14 protein-coding genes and 1 pseudogene are annotated in these 15,016 nt (G+C 68.0%); 9 read left to right on the top strand and 6 right to left on the bottom strand.

Annotation, left to right across the window (positions count from 1 at the left end; genetic code table 11):
• Position 1 precedes the first annotated feature (1 nt).
• The 3 genes from ACFYO0_RS42020 (at position 2) to ACFYO0_RS42030 (ending at position 3,534) form a co-directional block, all read left to right on the top strand.
• Complete coding sequence (locus ACFYO0_RS42020) at positions 2-1,411, top strand: FAD-dependent oxidoreductase (protein ID WP_388686905.1); 1,410 nt, start codon at positions 2-4, stop codon at positions 1,409-1,411.
• Positions 1,408-2,613: an NAD(P)/FAD-dependent oxidoreductase gene (locus ACFYO0_RS42025; RefSeq protein WP_388686907.1), complete on the top strand. Its 1,206-nt coding sequence runs from the start codon at positions 1,408-1,410 to the stop codon at positions 2,611-2,613. The genes ACFYO0_RS42020 and ACFYO0_RS42025 overlap by 4 nt, the downstream gene beginning before the upstream one ends.
• 231 nt (positions 2,614-2,844) lie before the next feature.
• Entirely contained in the window at positions 2,845-3,534 is a 690-nt protein-coding gene (locus ACFYO0_RS42030) for a M24 family metallopeptidase (protein ID WP_388686908.1), read from the top strand.
• 172 nt (positions 3,535-3,706) lie between these two features.
• Here the strand turns inward: ACFYO0_RS42030 and ACFYO0_RS42035 are convergent, their stop codons facing one another.
• Entirely contained in the window at positions 3,707-5,089 is a 1,383-nt protein-coding gene (locus tag ACFYO0_RS42035; RefSeq protein ID WP_388686930.1) for a pyridoxal phosphate-dependent decarboxylase family protein, read from the bottom strand.
• 88 nt (positions 5,090-5,177) lie between these two features.
• Here ACFYO0_RS42035 and ACFYO0_RS42040 point away from each other — a divergent pair, with 88 nt between their 5' ends.
• Complete coding sequence (locus ACFYO0_RS42040) at positions 5,178-5,444, top strand: hypothetical protein (RefSeq protein WP_388686910.1); 267 nt, start codon at positions 5,178-5,180, stop codon at positions 5,442-5,444.
• Between the two features lie 19 nt (positions 5,445-5,463).
• Here the strand turns inward: ACFYO0_RS42040 and ACFYO0_RS42045 are convergent, their stop codons facing one another.
• Both ACFYO0_RS42045 and ACFYO0_RS42050 read right to left on the bottom strand, forming a co-directional pair.
• Complete coding sequence (locus tag ACFYO0_RS42045) at positions 5,464-6,009, bottom strand: AAA family ATPase (RefSeq protein ID WP_388686932.1); 546 nt, start codon at positions 6,007-6,009, stop codon at positions 5,464-5,466.
• Positions 6,010-6,175: 166 nt separating this feature from the next.
• Entirely contained in the window at positions 6,176-7,309 is a 1,134-nt protein-coding gene (locus tag ACFYO0_RS42050; protein WP_388686933.1) for an IS30 family transposase, read from the bottom strand.
• Positions 7,310-7,482: 173 nt separating this feature from the next.
• Between ACFYO0_RS42050 and ACFYO0_RS42055 the strand changes: the two are divergent.
• Positions 7,483-8,319: pseudogene (locus ACFYO0_RS42055) on the top strand (3'-5' exonuclease); the annotation flags it as partial.
• A gap of 97 nt (positions 8,320-8,416) precedes the next feature.
• Here the strand turns inward: ACFYO0_RS42055 and ACFYO0_RS42060 are convergent.
• A complete protein-coding gene (locus ACFYO0_RS42060) occupies positions 8,417-8,917 on the bottom strand; it encodes a hypothetical protein (RefSeq protein ID WP_388686912.1) in 501 nt (166 codons plus the stop codon).
• A gap of 219 nt (positions 8,918-9,136) precedes the next feature.
• On the opposite strand from ACFYO0_RS42060, the gene ACFYO0_RS42065 reads away from it, so the two are divergent.
• The 4 genes from ACFYO0_RS42065 to ACFYO0_RS42080 all read left to right on the top strand — a co-directional run bounded on the left by ACFYO0_RS42065 (position 9,137) and on the right by ACFYO0_RS42080 (position 12,591).
• Complete coding sequence (locus tag ACFYO0_RS42065; protein WP_388686913.1) at positions 9,137-9,445, top strand: XRE family transcriptional regulator; 309 nt, start codon at positions 9,137-9,139, stop codon at positions 9,443-9,445.
• On the top strand, positions 9,445-10,980 hold the full coding sequence (locus tag ACFYO0_RS42070; RefSeq protein ID WP_388686914.1) for a helix-turn-helix domain-containing protein: 1,536 nt from the start codon (positions 9,445-9,447) through the stop codon (positions 10,978-10,980). The genes ACFYO0_RS42065 and ACFYO0_RS42070 overlap by 1 nt, the downstream gene beginning before the upstream one ends.
• 99 nt (positions 10,981-11,079) lie before the next feature.
• Complete coding sequence (locus tag ACFYO0_RS42075) at positions 11,080-11,652, top strand: transcriptional regulator (protein ID WP_388686916.1); 573 nt, start codon at positions 11,080-11,082, stop codon at positions 11,650-11,652.
• 192 nt (positions 11,653-11,844) lie between these two features.
• Complete coding sequence (locus ACFYO0_RS42080; RefSeq protein WP_388686917.1) at positions 11,845-12,591, top strand: DUF5131 family protein; 747 nt, start codon at positions 11,845-11,847, stop codon at positions 12,589-12,591.
• A 53-nt stretch (positions 12,592-12,644) separates the two neighbouring features.
• Here ACFYO0_RS42080 and tcmP read toward each other — a convergent pair whose 3' ends face one another.
• Positions 12,645-13,826: a three-Cys-motif partner protein TcmP gene (tcmP, locus tag ACFYO0_RS42085; protein ID WP_388686919.1), complete on the bottom strand. Its 1,182-nt coding sequence runs from the start codon at positions 13,824-13,826 to the stop codon at positions 12,645-12,647.
• A gap of 476 nt (positions 13,827-14,302) precedes the next feature.
• A complete protein-coding gene (locus ACFYO0_RS42090; protein ID WP_388686921.1) occupies positions 14,303-14,887 on the bottom strand; it encodes a DUF3800 domain-containing protein in 585 nt (194 codons plus the stop codon).
• Positions 14,888-15,016: the final 129 nt, after the last annotated feature.

The raw sequence follows: 15,016 nt of genomic DNA on the forward strand, positions 1-15,016 counted from the left end.
CGTGAGCCACATCCTCGTCATCGGCCATGGTCCGGCCGCCCACCGTCTCCTCCAGCACCTGCACGACTACGGTCACCCGGGTCCCGTCACCGTCCTGGCCGCGGAACTCCGACCCGCCCACCACCGGCCGCTGCTGACGTCGGTCCTGGCCGGTCGGCTCGGCCCCGACGCGCTGCGCCTGCCGCCACCCCCCGGCACCCAGGTGGAGCAGGGCACCGTAGCCACCGCTATCGACCGCGCCAGACGAGTCGTACACGCCCGCCGGGACGGTACCTCGACCACCTATTCCTACGATGTCCTTGTCCTGGCCAGCGGAGCCCGCCCCGTGGTGCCCGCCCTGCCCGGTGCGACGGGCCAGGACGGACGGCTCGTGCCGGGCGTCACCACCCTGCGTACAACCGCTGACTGCGACCGGATCGCGGGCGCCACCGCAGCGGTGCTAGGCGGCGGGCCGCTCGGAGTGGAGACAGCGAGCGCGCTGGCCCTGCGCGGCACCGCCACCACCCTGGTCTGTGCCGGCCCCCACCCACTGCACGAACGGCTCGGCGACACCTGTGCTGGCCTGCTCACCGAGCGGCTGGAACGCGCCGGGGTCACGGTTCTCAGCGGACGTACCGCAGTACGCCGCCTCTCGGACCGGCTGTTGCTGGACGACGGCACCGCTGTGCGCGCCGACACCCTCGTGCTGTGCACGGGAGCCGAGCCCGACATCCAGCTCGCCCGCGACGCGGGGCTCCAGGTGCGCACCGGGATTGTTGTCGACGACGCGCTGCGCACCGGCGACACCCGCATCCACGCCATCGGCGACTGCGCCGAGCACGCGGACCGGGCGACGGCCGGCTACGAGTCCGCTCTCGCACAGGCCGACATGCTGGCCGCTATCCTCACCGGCCGCGAAATGACCCACCGGGCCGCTCCGGCCGTCCTGCGCCTGCGCACCCACGTCGCGGACGTGTGCTGCATCGGCTCGCCGGCCGCCTTCAAGGAGCCCGGCATCCGAACGGTCGGTCTCGTCGACCGGGACAGCGGGCGGTACGCGCGGATCGCGCTGCGCGACGACCGGATTGTCGCCGCCGTCCTGCTCGGCTTGCCGGAAGCCGTCGCCGCCGTCGGCCATCTGCACCGCCGCGGCCAGCCGGTCCCCTCCGACCGGCTGAGCTCGCTGTTAGGAATCCAGTCGGAGCCACCCGCAGCCGGGCCCGAGGCGCACCTGGACGCCGTGGTCTGCCTGTGCAACAACGTCCCCTGGCGGCAACTGGCCGAGGCCTGGCGGATCGGTGCCCGCACAGTCACGGCGCTTGCAAAGGCGACCCGCGCCACCACGGGCTGCGGCGGCTGTAGCCGGCAAGTCGAAGGGCTGTGCGCGGACTGGTCCGACGCGGCCGAACGAGAACTGGAGCCGATGGCATGACCCGCACCCTCGTCGTCGTGGGACACGGCATGACCGGTCACCGGCTCGTCGAGACCGTGCGCACCCTGGACCCGGCTGGCCACTGGCACATCGTGGTTCTGGCCGAGGAACGCGACCCCGCCTACGACCGCGTGCGCCTGGCCGCCTACCTCGGCGGCCGCAGCCGTAGTGAACTCTCCCTCGTAGAACCGGACTTCCTGACGGATCCCCGGGTGGACCTGTGCACGGCCCGGCCAGCCGTCCACGTCGACCGGAGAGCGCGCACGGTGCGGACAGCCGACGGCGACGAGATCGGCTACGACGCACTGGTCCTGGCCACCGGCTCGCGCCCGTTCGTCCCGCCCGTGCCCGGCCGGGAGCTGAGGAACTGCTTCGTCCAGCGGACACTCGATGACGTCGACGACCTGCGCGCCGCAGTACGCGGCGGGCGGCCCGCGGTCGTGGTCGGAGGCGGCCTCCTCGGCCTCGAGGCGGCCCACGGCCTGCGGCTGCTGGGCATGCATCCCCACATCGTGGAGTTCGCACCCCACCTGATGCCGACGCAACTCGACACCGACGCAGCACAGGTACTCCAGCGCGGCGCCGCCGCCCTCGGACTGCAGCTGCACTGCGGCACCGCCGTCACGTCGGTCGACGCTGGCCCCGACGACGCGGTGCGGTCCGTCACGCTCGCCAACGGCACCGTCCTCGACGCCGACCTGGTGGTCTTCGCTGCGGGTATCCGACCCCGCGACGACCTGGCCGTCAGCCCGGACTTAGAACGCGGAGAACGGGGCGGCTTCCTCGTCGATGCGTATTGCCGTACGACCGATGAGCACATATGGGCAGTCGGCGAGTGCGCCGCCGTACTGGGCCGCTGCCACGGTCTGGTTGCTCCCGGGTATCGCATGGCGGAGAGCGTGGCCCGTCAGCTGACGGGCCACGCCACCGAGCCCTTCGACGGCACCGATACCTCCACCGCGCTCAAACTGCTGGGCATCCACGTAGCGACGTTCGGTACCGCGCCCGTCAGGGACAGCCGGGCCGTTGAGGTGACCTTCACCGAGGGCACGACCCGCTACGCCAAGGTCTTCCTGCAGCCCACCACTGGAACTCTGCTGGGCGGCATCCTCGCAGGCGAGACAGGCTCCCGGACGGAACTCGCCTCCCACGTTGGCCGGCACCCACCGGCCAATCTGGAGCGACTGCTGCTCCCTGACTGATCATTTCAGAACCAGGGGCGAAGCCCTCTCAGACAGACAATGCTGCAGGCGAGGGTCTGCGCGCATCTCATAGCGGATGGGAGCCGGATGGTGCGGTGGGTTCGTGCTGCGGTCAAGGTCTAGAGTGCGGCCCGGAAGAGCTGGTGAGAGCCGAGAATGGCCATGCCGGAGCAGGAACTATGGCTCAATCCACGTGGCGCGGTCGCAAACCGGATACCTACCGTGACCGTCGTGACCGATGAACCCACACGCACAGCACGGTTGTTGGAAGCCAGGGCGAAGGCCGTCGAGCTATTCGCACAGGTTGAGAAACACAACATGATCGCACCTGGAGAAAGAGAACGAGCTGTCAGTAACCGGATCCGGGACCTGGCCAACGAACTGTTTGGCACCACCCGGCACTGGCACAAGCGGATTGTCCGGTCCGGACCGAACACTCTCATGCCGTACGAGGAAAACCCACCGGACCGTGTAATCGGAACTGATGAAATCGTCTTCGTCGACTTCGGGCCAATCTTTGAGGAATACGAGGCAGACTTCGGGCGCACGTTTGTCCTGGGCGACGATCCTGTCAAACACCAGTTGCGCGACGCCCTGCCTGAGATCTTCACAATGGGCAAGCACTTCTTCGAAAGCGAGCCGGAACTCACAGCCAGGCAGCTTCACGCGGAGGTCGGGCGGCTCACCGCGAACGCCGGGTGGGAGCTGGGCGGCTGGCATGCCGGGCACCTAGTCGGGGAGTTCCCGCACGAGCGAATCCAGGAGGCTCTCGTGAAGTCCTACATCGCCCCCGGCAACGACACTCCGCTGCGACGCCTCGATCGGTCAGGCCGGGCGTGTCACTGGATTCTGGAGATCCATCTCATCGACCGGGCCGGCGGATTCGGCGGGTTCTACGAGGACTTGCTGGACCTGGGCTGATGAATGCTTGAGGACCGCCGTCAGTGCCGGCGCGGGAAGAGGGAGGCGCAGGCACATCGCGACGGGCAGGGCATCATGCTGCTTGGCGACGGTCCGCCTGCCGAAGTCGCGCGTCTACGGCCCCTGATAGCCGGAGTTGGCCCGCCATCAGGGAAGGCCACCCGCGGCTAACTCACAGCGCACGTACGGCATTTTCCAGTACTGCTGCAATCCGGTCGGTGTCGGCTTTGGTGGTCCGCCAGTTACTGAAAGCGGCTCGCAGTGCGGGCACGCCGTCCAGAATCGTGGGGGTCAGGAAGACCTCGTCGGCAACGTGCTTGGCGAGCGCAGCAAGACGTTCGGCGGTGGGATCACCGGCGAGGGTGAAACAAACCACATTGAGGCGGACCGGAGCAAGGAGACGCAGACCGGGAATGCTAGCGACAGCATCACCCAAGTCGCAGGCACAGGCTATGGAGTGTTCGATGATGTCGCGATGCCCATCCCTCCCGTAGGCTCGCAGGCTGAACCAGGCAGCCAGCGCACGCAGCCGGCGGGAGTTTTCCGGGGTCAGGTGTACCAGATCGGGAGTGCTTCCCAGCGGACCGAGGTAGGCGGCTGTATTTTGGAAGACCCTGGTTTGTAAATCGCGGCGCCGAGTGAATTGCACAGCACTGCCATATGGCACATTAAGCCATTTGTGCAGGTCGACACAGATCGAGTCAGCGAGATCGAGCCCATCAACCAAGTGTGCCTGCGCAGGTGCAAGGGCGGCGAAGGCACCGAAGGCAGCGTCCACATGGAGCCAGAAGAGGTGCTGCTCGCGCAGCGCGGCAATGGCGTGCAGGTCGTCGAAGTCGGCAGTGTTGACGGTTCCGGCGTTGGCAACCACGACACAGGGGCCATCGATTTGGCCGAGCGTTCGCTCCAGTGCGGCCAGGTCGACAGCTTCCCGACCGGGGAGGGTCGGCACGCAGGTCAGAGCCTGACGTCCCAGACCGAGTACTGAGAGTCCCTTTGGCACACTGGAGTGTGCCGTTCCGGACAGGACCCGGACAGCGCCCAGGGCTGCTGTCCCGCATTCCGCGGGTGAGACGCCCTTACGTTCTCCCAGCCACTCGCGAGCAATCGCCAGGCCGACGATGTTCGACATGGTGGCCCCGCTGACGAAGGCGCCATGATGCTGATCCGACAGGCCGATCAGCTCGCGCACCCAGGTGATCGTCTCGCGTTCCAGGTGCTGGCCCGCGCCGTCGAGGGAGGAAATCGGGTTTTGATCCCAGGTGGCCGTCATCCAGTCACCGACCAGCGCGGCAGGGGTGACTCCGCCGGTGACGAATCCTAGGTAGCGGGGTCCTGCACTCGCCGACAGTACTGGCTCCCAGCGGCTGGTGAAATCCCTCAATGCTTCACGCAGCCCTACTCCCCGCTCGGGTAGAGGATCCGGCTCCGGCAGAACTTGTGCGGGGACGACCTGACGATCAGCTACCTGCGCGAGCACTTCGGTGGCGTGCTGTCGGACGGTGTCCAACAGGTGTGGCAACGCGTCGAGGTCTGCGGCAAGTCGGGGATCCATTGTGTTGCTCTCCTTGAAGTTCTTCATCAGCCGAAGGAATCGGAGAGGAATGCCTCCGTAATCCTGGTCGGGTTGACCATCGAATCGGTTGCTGTTGTTCGGCGCTGAGCTGCTGTTCGGCATTGCTCATGCGGCTGGACGCATCGTCGTCAATGCTGCGGGGCACGCCTCCTTCCCTCCCTCTCCGGGCCGGGTCAGCGGGCGAACGCTTCGTGAGGCGCACGCTGTAGCCGTCGTCCTCCATCAGGACGACGGTGACGCCGAACGGGTCGGGACGGTCCAGCTCGAGCGGGGTGAAGGAGAAATCGACCGCAGCCTGGACGGGCGGGACCAGCTTGAGCAGGGCAGCGGCTGACCGCGCACGAGAACCCGGACTACCGGCCCGGGACGGCGCCGACGCGGGCCAGCACGTCGTCGGCCAGCTCCCGCGGGCTCAGCTCGCCGTCCAGGAACACGGTGTCACTGGGCAGGGTGTCCACTGCGGCCATGCACGACTCGATCTTGGACTTGCACCACTTGCGCACCCGCTCGTCCTGCGCGGGGTCGTCAGGCGTGAAGCTCCGTCCGTCGATCCGCTTCACCAGCACCTCCTCGGAGACCTTGAGGAAGAAGTGGTGAGCAGCGATCCCCGCGTCCTTCAGCGCACCGAAGATCTCCTCGACATAGCCGGGGTTGACCAGCGTCATGGGCACCAGGACGGGCCGCTGATACTCCTCGACGAGTCCCACGGCCAGGTCCGCGACCTGCCGCCTCCACAGCCGCAGATCCTGGAAATCGCCGGTCGGGACGTCCACGATCTCGCGCAGTACATAGCCGACCATCTCCGGGTCATAGACCAGCGCCTCGGGCCAGCGCGGACGTAGTTCGTCCACCAGCGTGCTCTTCCCGCTGCCGAACGCACCGTTCACCCAGACGATCACAGACATCTCCCCGTCGATGGATACCCCCACCGGCCACAGCCGCCCCCTGAGCCACACACCGCGACGCGAGGGTGGGGCCAAAACTCACTGACAGATCATGCCCGAACGATCGACAAGTGGGGCCGAAACCCACTGGGCGGATTCCAGCGAGCGTCGCAACACGTGATCATTCCAGTGTTGCGACGAGCTTAGTGAATAGCTCGGTGGGCGTCTGCCAGCCGAGGGTCTTGCGAGGGCGATCGTTGAGTTCCGCGGCGACGAAGGCAAGGTCCTCGGCGCTGTAGATCGACAAGTCGGTGCCCTTCGGGAAGTACTGCCGCAGCAGTCCGTTGGTGTTCTCGTTCGAGCCGCGCTGCCACGGGCTGGCCGGCTCACAGAAGTAGATCGGGATGTTGGTGGCGCGGGTGAACTCGTCGTGCCGGCCCATCTCGCTGCCCTGATCCCAGGTCAGCGAGCGCGCCAACTTGGCTGGCAGCTCGGCGAAGGCGTGCAGGAGGGCGTCGCGGACGTGCTCGGCGCCCCGTCCGTCGGGCAGGTGCAGGAGCTTGACGTAGCGGGTGGTGCGGTCGACCAGGGTGCCGATCGCCGAGCGATTGCCCTGACCGACGATGAGGTCGCCCTCCCAATGACCGGCGATCTGACGGTCCGTGACTTCGGCCGGGCGCTGGTTGATCAGAGTGCCCGGGTCGATGAAGCGGGTGGCGCGCTCATCAACACGGCGACGGCGCCGCCGGACGTGTCGGCCGGAGCGCAGCACGCCGGGCTTGCGTTCCAGGCCGCCGCGGTGTGGCAGGTAGATCGCCTGGTAGATGGTCTCGTGCGCCAGGTGGCGGTCCGGCTCGTCCGGGAACGCAGCGCGCAGGACCTGGCTGATCTGCTCCGGGCTCCAACGCCGGTCCAGGTGCTGCTGGATGAACTCCTTCAGCTCCGGATCGCGCCGTATCTTGCCCTCCTTCGAACGGGCGCGGCGTACGGCAGCTCGCCGCTGAGCCTTGAACGGGTGGTATTTGCCCGTGCGGGGGTCGCGGTTGCGGCGTACCTCCCGGCTGATCGTGGCGGGGTCGCGGCCGAGTTCACGGGCGATCGCGCGCAGGGACCTCTTGGCCTGCAGCAGGTCGGCAATGGTGATCCGCTCGTCCTCCGACAGGTAGCGCGGCGAGACGTCGGAAGTCCGCTCCTCGGCGATCGGCGGGTAGAACCGTTCGCGTCCCGTCCGGTCGGTGTCCTTGCGCCCGTACCTCCATCGGGTCCCGGTCCTCCGGTTGATACCCACCTCGCGGCACGCGGCCGAGTTGCTCATTCCCTGCGCCATGAGCCGAAGGTATTGATCACGTTTCTCCGCCAACGGGGCAGGTCCACGCTTCTTATGGATCCGACGCGGCTTGGTCATCGCAACATCCCTCAGGACAGGTGTTGCAACGACCTATAGAACCCAAGCTGACAAGTGGGGCCAGCTCACGCTGCCGAAGCCACTTCCTCGACCAGCGCGGCCACGCCCAGCTGGTGATGGTCGGCGACTCCGCCCAGGCCATCTACCACTGGCGCGGCGCCAAAGACGTCATGACCGGCTTCGACGGCACCCAGCTCGCCCTGTCCCGGTCCTTCCGCTTCGGTCCCAGGCTTGCTGACGAGGCCAACCGGTGGCTGGCCATCGCCGACGCCCCGATCCGCCTCACCGGCACCGAGACCGTGCCCACCGAACTCGGCCCCCTCACCCGGCCCGACGCCGTCCTGTGCCGCACCAATGTCGGCGCCATGGCCCAGGTCATGGACCTGCTGACCGCCGGACACCGCGTGGCCCTGGTCGGAGGAGGAGACAGCCTGCGCGCCCTGGCCCTGGCCGGCCGCGACCTGAAGGAAGGCCGCCGCACCACCCACCCCGAACTGGTCCTGTTCCCCTCCTGGGGAGACCTGCAGGACTACGCCGCCTACGACCCGGCCGGACGGGACCTGCAGCCGCTCGTCGACCTCGTCGACACCCACGGCACGGACGCCATCCTGACCGCCGTTGCCCAACTCGTCCCTGAGCAACAGGCCGAAGTCACCGTCTCCACCGCCCACAAGGCCAAAGGACGCGAATGGCTGCGGGTGAAAATCGCCGATGACTTCACCCCGCCCAAGGACAGCGAGCAATTGGACGACACCGGCCGCGCGGTGCCCGGCCCGATCGACGACGGCGAAGCGCGCCTCGCCTACGTCGCCGTCACCCGCACCCGCCACCGGCTCGACAACGGCGGCCTGTCCTGGATTGAGAACTACCCTGCCGTACCCCTGGCACCGACACCGCGGGCCGAAGACGCGCCCACATAGACCCCGGCTCGCGAGGCGGGGGCGAAGAGCCCCCCCGGGCCTGGGCGAGCGGCGTGCTGTTTGGCTCGGGCCGCCGCAGCGTCGGTGCGCCGACGGTCTATGCCTGATCTCGCAGGGCGTCCAGTTCCGCACGCAAGGCTTCGTTCTCGGCCACCAGTTCAGCCTTGCTACGCCGATCTGCGGGCGGTGCCCGGGTGGAGCGGCTGGGCTTCCGGGAGCGCTTCTCCGGTGGGGGATCGGCGACGGGCCCGAGAGGCTCGAAGGCGACGATCACGGCGGGGTCCAGACCGCACTCTGGGCAGCGCGCCTTGTCGCAGATCCCTCCATCGGGCCGTGGGCTTTTCCGGCTACGGGTCGCCTCGATGACGTGTCCGCAGTACAAGCGCAACCGCCACCGCTGCAGTTCCCACGCAGGAGTCGGAGGCCCGAGGAACTGGCGCATCTGCTCCCAACGCTCGTCCGACCAGCGAGGGGCCTGGACAACGTGGCGTTGAACCCACTCATGGACTTGCACCGCCTCGTGCTGCCGACCGTGGTCGGCCCAGGTGAGCTGATAGTCCGCCAAAGGCACGCCATGGCGTAGATACTCGGCCTCCATCTCGGTGACGGTAGGCAAGACGGGCACCGGTCTGGGGCGAGCTTCAAAAGCTCACCCGTTCGGATGGCCTACCGTGTGTCGGCCGTTGGAGGGTCGCACCGGCACGGTGTACCGCAGTGTGCCGGGGTCGGCCCGGGGCAGCCCATGACTACGTTTTCGTGTGACATCATCATGCGTAATACGCATAATTAATGCGTATGGCGTGGTATTGTGTGCGGCATGGGTATGAGTCTCGATGAGCGGGTGCGGTCCGCCGTGGCGGCTCTCCTTCACGTGACCGGCGAGTCTCAGGCCGACCTCGCCGCCGCCGTGGGAGTGAGTCAGGCGCAGGTGAGCCGCCGTCAGTCCGGCACTGCCGCGTGGAGTCTGGCCGACTGCGAGGCGGTCGCCGTGCACTACGGCATCGATGTTCTCGAACTCCTTGCGGGACCTACCCGGGCTACGGAGTCGTTGCTCGAAGAACGCCGGCGCGTTCCCGGCCGCCATGTCACTACCGCACGCCCTGCGGCTGTAGAGGGGGGAGCCTGATGACGGAATTCGACGCGATCGACGCCCTGCTCGCCGGAGCCAAGCAGGAGGTCCCGCTGCCGCCCGCCGAGGAGCGGCGCTCTTTGCGCGAGGAACTGAATCTCTCGCGCGCACAGCTCGCGCAGGCTCTGGGCGTCAGCGCGTCCACGGTCGGGGGCTGGGAGTCCGGCCGGGACCCGAGCGGCGAGGTACGGGAGAAGTACGCGTACTTCCTCCAGGGAGCCCGCACCAAGCTGGACGCCGCCGCAGCCGCGGAAGCACCCGCCAACGACCCAGGCCACCGGGACGACGGCCCGGCGGAAGCGGACCAGGCCGTCGTCACGGCCGACGTCGACGGCCTGTCCACCCCGCAGCCGTGTGTGCTGTGCGGGCAGCCCGCCCGGCATCAGGTCGAGGGGTTCCCGCAGCACCTGGACCCCGCCGAATGCGGCACGGCCGGGCCCGCGCAGCCGGAGAAGCCCGCGCCCCGAAACGAGCCGCGGCAGCCAGCGCCCGCCGGACGGCAGAGCAGGGCGGAGCACGGCGTCAAAGTGGTGCCCGTCGGCCGCCGGGTGCAGGCGGCATCCGACACCCCGGACCTCATCGGCTCCGCCGTCACGGCCGCGCTCGCACAGCATGCCGGCGACGTCGAAGCGGCGACCGCCGCACTGATCAAGCGGGCGATCCCGGACGCGATGGCGCTGCTGGACCACAGCCGCAAGGGCGGACGCTACGACGTCGTCGCGCACCCGTGGCTGCCCGACATCCTGCGCAAGCAGACCGCGCGCGGCGCCGACCAGATCTGGGAGGCCCGCCCCAAGTGGACCCGCCCCGAACTGCCCGCAGGCCAGCACGAGGTGACCGCGCTCGACATCAACGGCGCCTACCTGTCCGCGCTCAAGACGCACCTGCCGATCGGCCAGCTGGAGCACTCCACCGGCAACGACCACGACCGCCGCCGCGCCGGCGTCCACCTGATCACGCCGCCCGTCTGGGACCACGACGCCTACCTGCCCAACCCGATCGGCAACCGCGACGAACCCGGCCCGCTGTGGGTGACCGAGCCGACCCTGCGCCTTCTGCTGCGTCTGGCAGGCCCGAAGTACGGGCTGTGCGACCCGCCAGAGATCCACGAGTCCTGGACCTCCGGCGCCACGGAGGGCCTGCTGGAGAAGTTCCGTGTGGCCCTGAAGGACGCCCGGGACCGGGCGATCACCGAGGACGACGAGGTGACGCTGGAGTACGTCAAGGCCATGTACGCGAAGTTCGTCTCGACGCTGGGGGAGTCGAACTACAACCGGGAGCTCTACCGCACCGACTGGATGCACCTCATCCGCAGCCAGGCCTTCGCGAACCTGTGGTGGAAAGCCCACCGGGCGTACGACGAGGGCCTGATGGTTGTTCGCGCCATGGGCACCGACGAACTGCACGTCATCGGCGACTGGCAGGCGGTGTTCCCCGAAGGCCGTGGCGTCACCGAGGTGAAGGTGAAGGACGTCTACACCGTCGGCAACGACCAAGATCAGCCCGCGCAGCCCCCTGGGAGCCCCTCATGAGGCCGACCGCCTGTCCCGGCGTCAATTGCCCTGCGGGGGAGGGTGATTGGCCCTCACGAGCCCGTACAGTGATCCACCGACCGAGGACCGGAAGAGACCATGCCTGAGCGGAACATCGAGTTCGGCAAGTACGGCGCCCGCGGCATCAAAGGCCACGAAGCCGTCGCGCGGCAACTGGACGCGCTCGCCGGCTACATCGCCACCCCCGTCACCGCCCGCCGCGGTCTGCTCGCCCGGCTGCACTACCTCACCCGCAGCGACCACGCCCGCCAAGCGGCCCGGGCCGCCGGCCTGACCGTCACCGACCGCACCCTGCGCGCCTGGCTGGCCGGCACCCGCGCGCCCTCGCGCAAGAACCTCGAGCGGATCGAGCAGGCCTACCGCACCGTGCGGCGGGAGAACGTCGCCCGCTACCTGACCGCACGCCTCAACAAGGAGGGCCGCGGCACCCGCGTGGAGATCCACCCGATCAACCAGTCGCAGGTCGGCCGTCCCCGCCAGCGGGTCGTGGAGTTCCGCACGATGAACGTGCGCCGCTGGGACCGTATCGTCGCCGCGTGGGCGGCCGGCGACGACCAGGAGCTGGACGACGCGTGGGTGGACCAGGTCGTCGACCTGGGTTCCCAGTGGGGCCAGTACGAGTACGTCACCAACGTTGGGTTCGCGGCATGACGGCGCCCTGTTTACAACCCGAGCGGCAACTCGCAGGGTGGGAACGTCTGTTCTATGCGTGGGGTGGCGGGGGCCGCATGGCAGCCGGGTGGTTGGATGCCGGTGTCCGGTCGTGCGGCGCTTCGTTGGGCAGCCAACGGGCCGCTGCGGTGCCGGTGGACAGGCTCGGTTCTAGGAGATGGAGGGCCGGCCGTGGGTGATCGCAGTGCGATCGAGTGGACCGAAGCGACGTGGAACCCGACCACGGGGTGCGACCGCGTCTCGCCGGGGTGCGACAACTGCTACGCGCTGGCGCTGGCAAAGCGGCTGAAGGCGATGGGATCGCCGAAGTACCAGGCCGACGGTGACCCGCGGACGTCCGGGCCGGGCTTCGGGCTGACGGTGCATCCGGATGCCCTGCAGGTGCCGTACGGGTGGAAGAGCCCGCGGACGGTATTCGTGAACTCCATGAGCGACCTGTTCCACGCCCGGGTGCCGCTCGACTACGTACGCCGCGTCTTCGACGTGATCGCAGACACTCCGCAGCACACCTACCAGGTGCTCACCAAGCGGGCCCGGAGGCTGCGGCAGGTCGCCGACCGGCTTCAGTGGCCGGACAACCTCTGGATGGGCGTATCCGTGGAAAGTGCGAAGGAACTGCCGCGAGTGGACGACCTGCGGCAGGTCCCGGCGGCGGTGCGGTTCTTGTCGTGCGAGCCGCTGCTGGGACCGCTGGACGGCCTGGAGCTGACCGGGATCGACTGGGTCATCGCCGGCGGCGAGTCGGGGCCCGGGCACAGGCCGCTGGACGAAGCGTGGGTGACGCAAATCCGGGACGCCTGCCAGCAGGCCGGGGTGTCGTTCTTCTTCAAGCAGTGGGGCGGCCGCACACCAAAGGCCGGCGGCCGTGAGCTGGACGGGCGGACCTGGGACGAACTGCCGTTGCCTGCAGCCGTGTAACCGGTGGAACTGGTGGCCGCGGCAGAAGGCCTCTGCCGCGGCCACCAGTCATGTCAGGGGCGCCCGGGATGGACGATCAGCTCGCGCGTCTTGGCCCCACCGACACCGGTGGTGGACGTCTTGCCCTCGCCGTGCAGGTACTTGACCGCTTTGCGAGCGGTCGGGTCGGTGACCTGGCCGTAGTAGTCCCCGAAGAGGGCCAGCGTGTGGTCGACCAGCTTCACGGGCCGTCCAGCGCACAGCAACTGCTCCAAGTTGGCGGCCATGGCGGGGATAGCCGCCTTCGCCACGACCTCCGGATCCGGCCGCAGGATCGAGACGGTGGAGAACAGGGCGCCTGGATCGTTCTGCTCCTCCTGCAGCTCCAGTGTCTTCCACCACTCGTCTCGTGCACGGGCGACGGTGTCACCGAACACCCACAGCCCGTACTGGCTCCGAGTCGCGAAGACCAGCCGGTAGACGGCCCGCTTGTGCGGTGCGTGCGAGACGGGCACCGACTGCACGAACATGCCCGAGCGCCGGGCCAGGCGGCGGGCGTACTCGGCTGCGACGGCCTCGATGGCGTCTTCCGCGGCGCCGTCCCTGGCGCCGGGAGCCGCCGCTTCGGCGAAGTACTCGCGCCACCAGGTGCCGCCGCACACGTCGTCGAAGCGCCGCAGCGACGTCTCGTTGCCCTTCGGGGAGCGAACGTGACCGCCCAGGCGCCATACCGCCATCATGCTGAAGTTCATCAGCAACTCGGTCGCCGGTTTCTTCTGCGGCCACTGCTGGGCCAGCACGTCCACGAGCCGATCCTGGGGCAGGACCAGCCCGCATGGATCCAGGAAGAGGAACAGCGGTGCGCGTACCGCTCGCTGGATCACGCTGTCGAGGACGCCGTCGACCTCGCCGCGGTGGGCGTGCGCCGGCACCCCGCCCGCCCGATAGTGCTCGACGACCTTTTGCAGCTGGTCGAACGACTTCTGCTGCGACTCCGTGAAAAAGCACTCCAGAGTGAGGCCGCGCCGGGCGCGGAAATGAGAAGAGACCCGCAGTGCGATCTCCGCCGATGCCGGGTCACCGTTCTCATAGCGGCCCTCACCCGCGTACCCGTCCAGGTAGACCACGCGCTTGTCGTGCGAATGAGCGCCCGTCATGCCGCCGAACTGAGGCAAATAGCGCTTCAGCAACTCATGCTTGAAGACGCTGGGCAGCCCCTTGTCCTTCCAGTAATCCCCGCCCGTTCCCGTGGACATGGGTCCCCCCACTCCGTCACGGCTCAACTGACCGTCTGTAACGCATAGTCAGCCACGTAGCACAGCCCGACAAGAGGGCCATTGCGCCACCGTCCTGGAGGACATCGCCGAAAACGGGCTGCCAGCAGTGGAGGACTGCACCCCGTGGGAGGACCTGCGCGAGACCCACCTCGCCCGCCTCGCCGCACAGCGCCCCGCCGCCCCCGCCGCGCCCGCATCGGCTTCTCCGAATCCGCCGCCAAGCAGCTGGAGAACATCACCAACGAGGCGGAAATCCACCTCCTCCGCCGCATGATCCGAAACCAGAGCCGTTAGGGCGACCTCACCCGGAAGAAAGTGCAGGTCAAGGCCAACATCGGCCGCATACCGTGTTCCCAGAACCTTACAAAACCTGCTAATCTCGTGTCTCGCAGGTGGCCCTGAAAACGGTCGCCCGTCCAGCCTTAGGCCCCGCCGACGAGCGGGGCCTTCGTGCATCAGGGCACCCACGTCCACTGATGGGCCACCTTGGGCGCCACGCGGTCCCGCAGCTCCTGATTGGCACGCTTGGCCCGGGGGTCTGTGTCGGCGCCGATCTGGATGCGGTGATGCAGAAACGCCACGAGATCCGCAGCTTGGAGAAGTCGGCTTGCTGCCGATGAAGCAAAGTGCATCGTGTCGACGACTCTGGTGATCTTCCGGGACTTATAACCCCAGGTTCCTGTCGTCCGATACATCCGAAGATCGTCTCGATACTGGTCCTGGCCATCGCATTCGTCAGCGATGATCAGCGCCAGCTCGTCCTCGCGCTTCGCGAACTCGTCGACCCGCTCGAGCAGATGCGTGAGGACGATCGAGTGCGGTTCGTCGTGGTTCGCGCCATACCGTCGCTTGAGGCGAGTGACGTCGACCCCTCTCAAGATGATCTTGACGTCGTGATCGGCGATCGCCTGGAGAGCATTGGCATACACGCCGATGCGAGCCCTGGGCTTGCCTGCCAGACGGGACCAGGCCCGCTTGCCCTGGAATATGTCATACCCGTGGAGTTCAGTCTCTGGACGGATGCCGCCGTGGTCATCCATGGCCTTCTCGACAACCGCGTCGAGGGTCTCACTAAGTGAGCGTTTGGTTCTCGGTTGTCCGTTTCATTTGGCTTAGCTGTCACGCCAGTTGGTGGTGTTTTCGTGGGTGAGGCGGCGGGTCATGAGGTT

This window comes from Streptomyces sp. NPDC006365, assembly GCF_042870755.1.
In the GTDB taxonomy this organism is placed as follows: Bacteria; Actinomycetota; Actinomycetes; order Streptomycetales; family Streptomycetaceae; genus Streptomyces; species Streptomyces xiangluensis.

Excerpts from the sequence above, each read along its gene's own strand:
- ACFYO0_RS42025 (WP_388686907.1), top strand. The coding sequence starts at position 1,408 with ATGACCCGCACCCTCGTCGTCGTGGGACACGGCATGACCGGTCACCGG.
- ACFYO0_RS42035 (WP_388686930.1), bottom strand. The coding sequence starts at position 5,089 with ATGGATCCCCGACTTGCCGCAGACCTCGACGCGTTGCCACACCTGTTG.
- ACFYO0_RS42050 (WP_388686933.1), bottom strand. The coding sequence starts at position 7,309 with ATGAGCAACTCGGCCGCGTGCCGCGAGGTGGGTATCAACCGGAGGACC.
- ACFYO0_RS42060 (WP_388686912.1), bottom strand. The coding sequence starts at position 8,917 with ATGGAGGCCGAGTATCTACGCCATGGCGTGCCTTTGGCGGACTATCAG.
- ACFYO0_RS42065 (WP_388686913.1), top strand. The coding sequence starts at position 9,137 with ATGGGTATGAGTCTCGATGAGCGGGTGCGGTCCGCCGTGGCGGCTCTC.
- ACFYO0_RS42070 (WP_388686914.1), top strand. The coding sequence starts at position 9,445 with ATGACGGAATTCGACGCGATCGACGCCCTGCTCGCCGGAGCCAAGCAG.
- ACFYO0_RS42075 (WP_388686916.1), top strand. The coding sequence starts at position 11,080 with ATGCCTGAGCGGAACATCGAGTTCGGCAAGTACGGCGCCCGCGGCATC.
- tcmP (WP_388686919.1), bottom strand. The coding sequence starts at position 13,826 with ATGTCCACGGGAACGGGCGGGGATTACTGGAAGGACAAGGGGCTGCCC.
- ACFYO0_RS42090 (WP_388686921.1), bottom strand. The coding sequence starts at position 14,887 with ATGGATGACCACGGCGGCATCCGTCCAGAGACTGAACTCCACGGGTAT.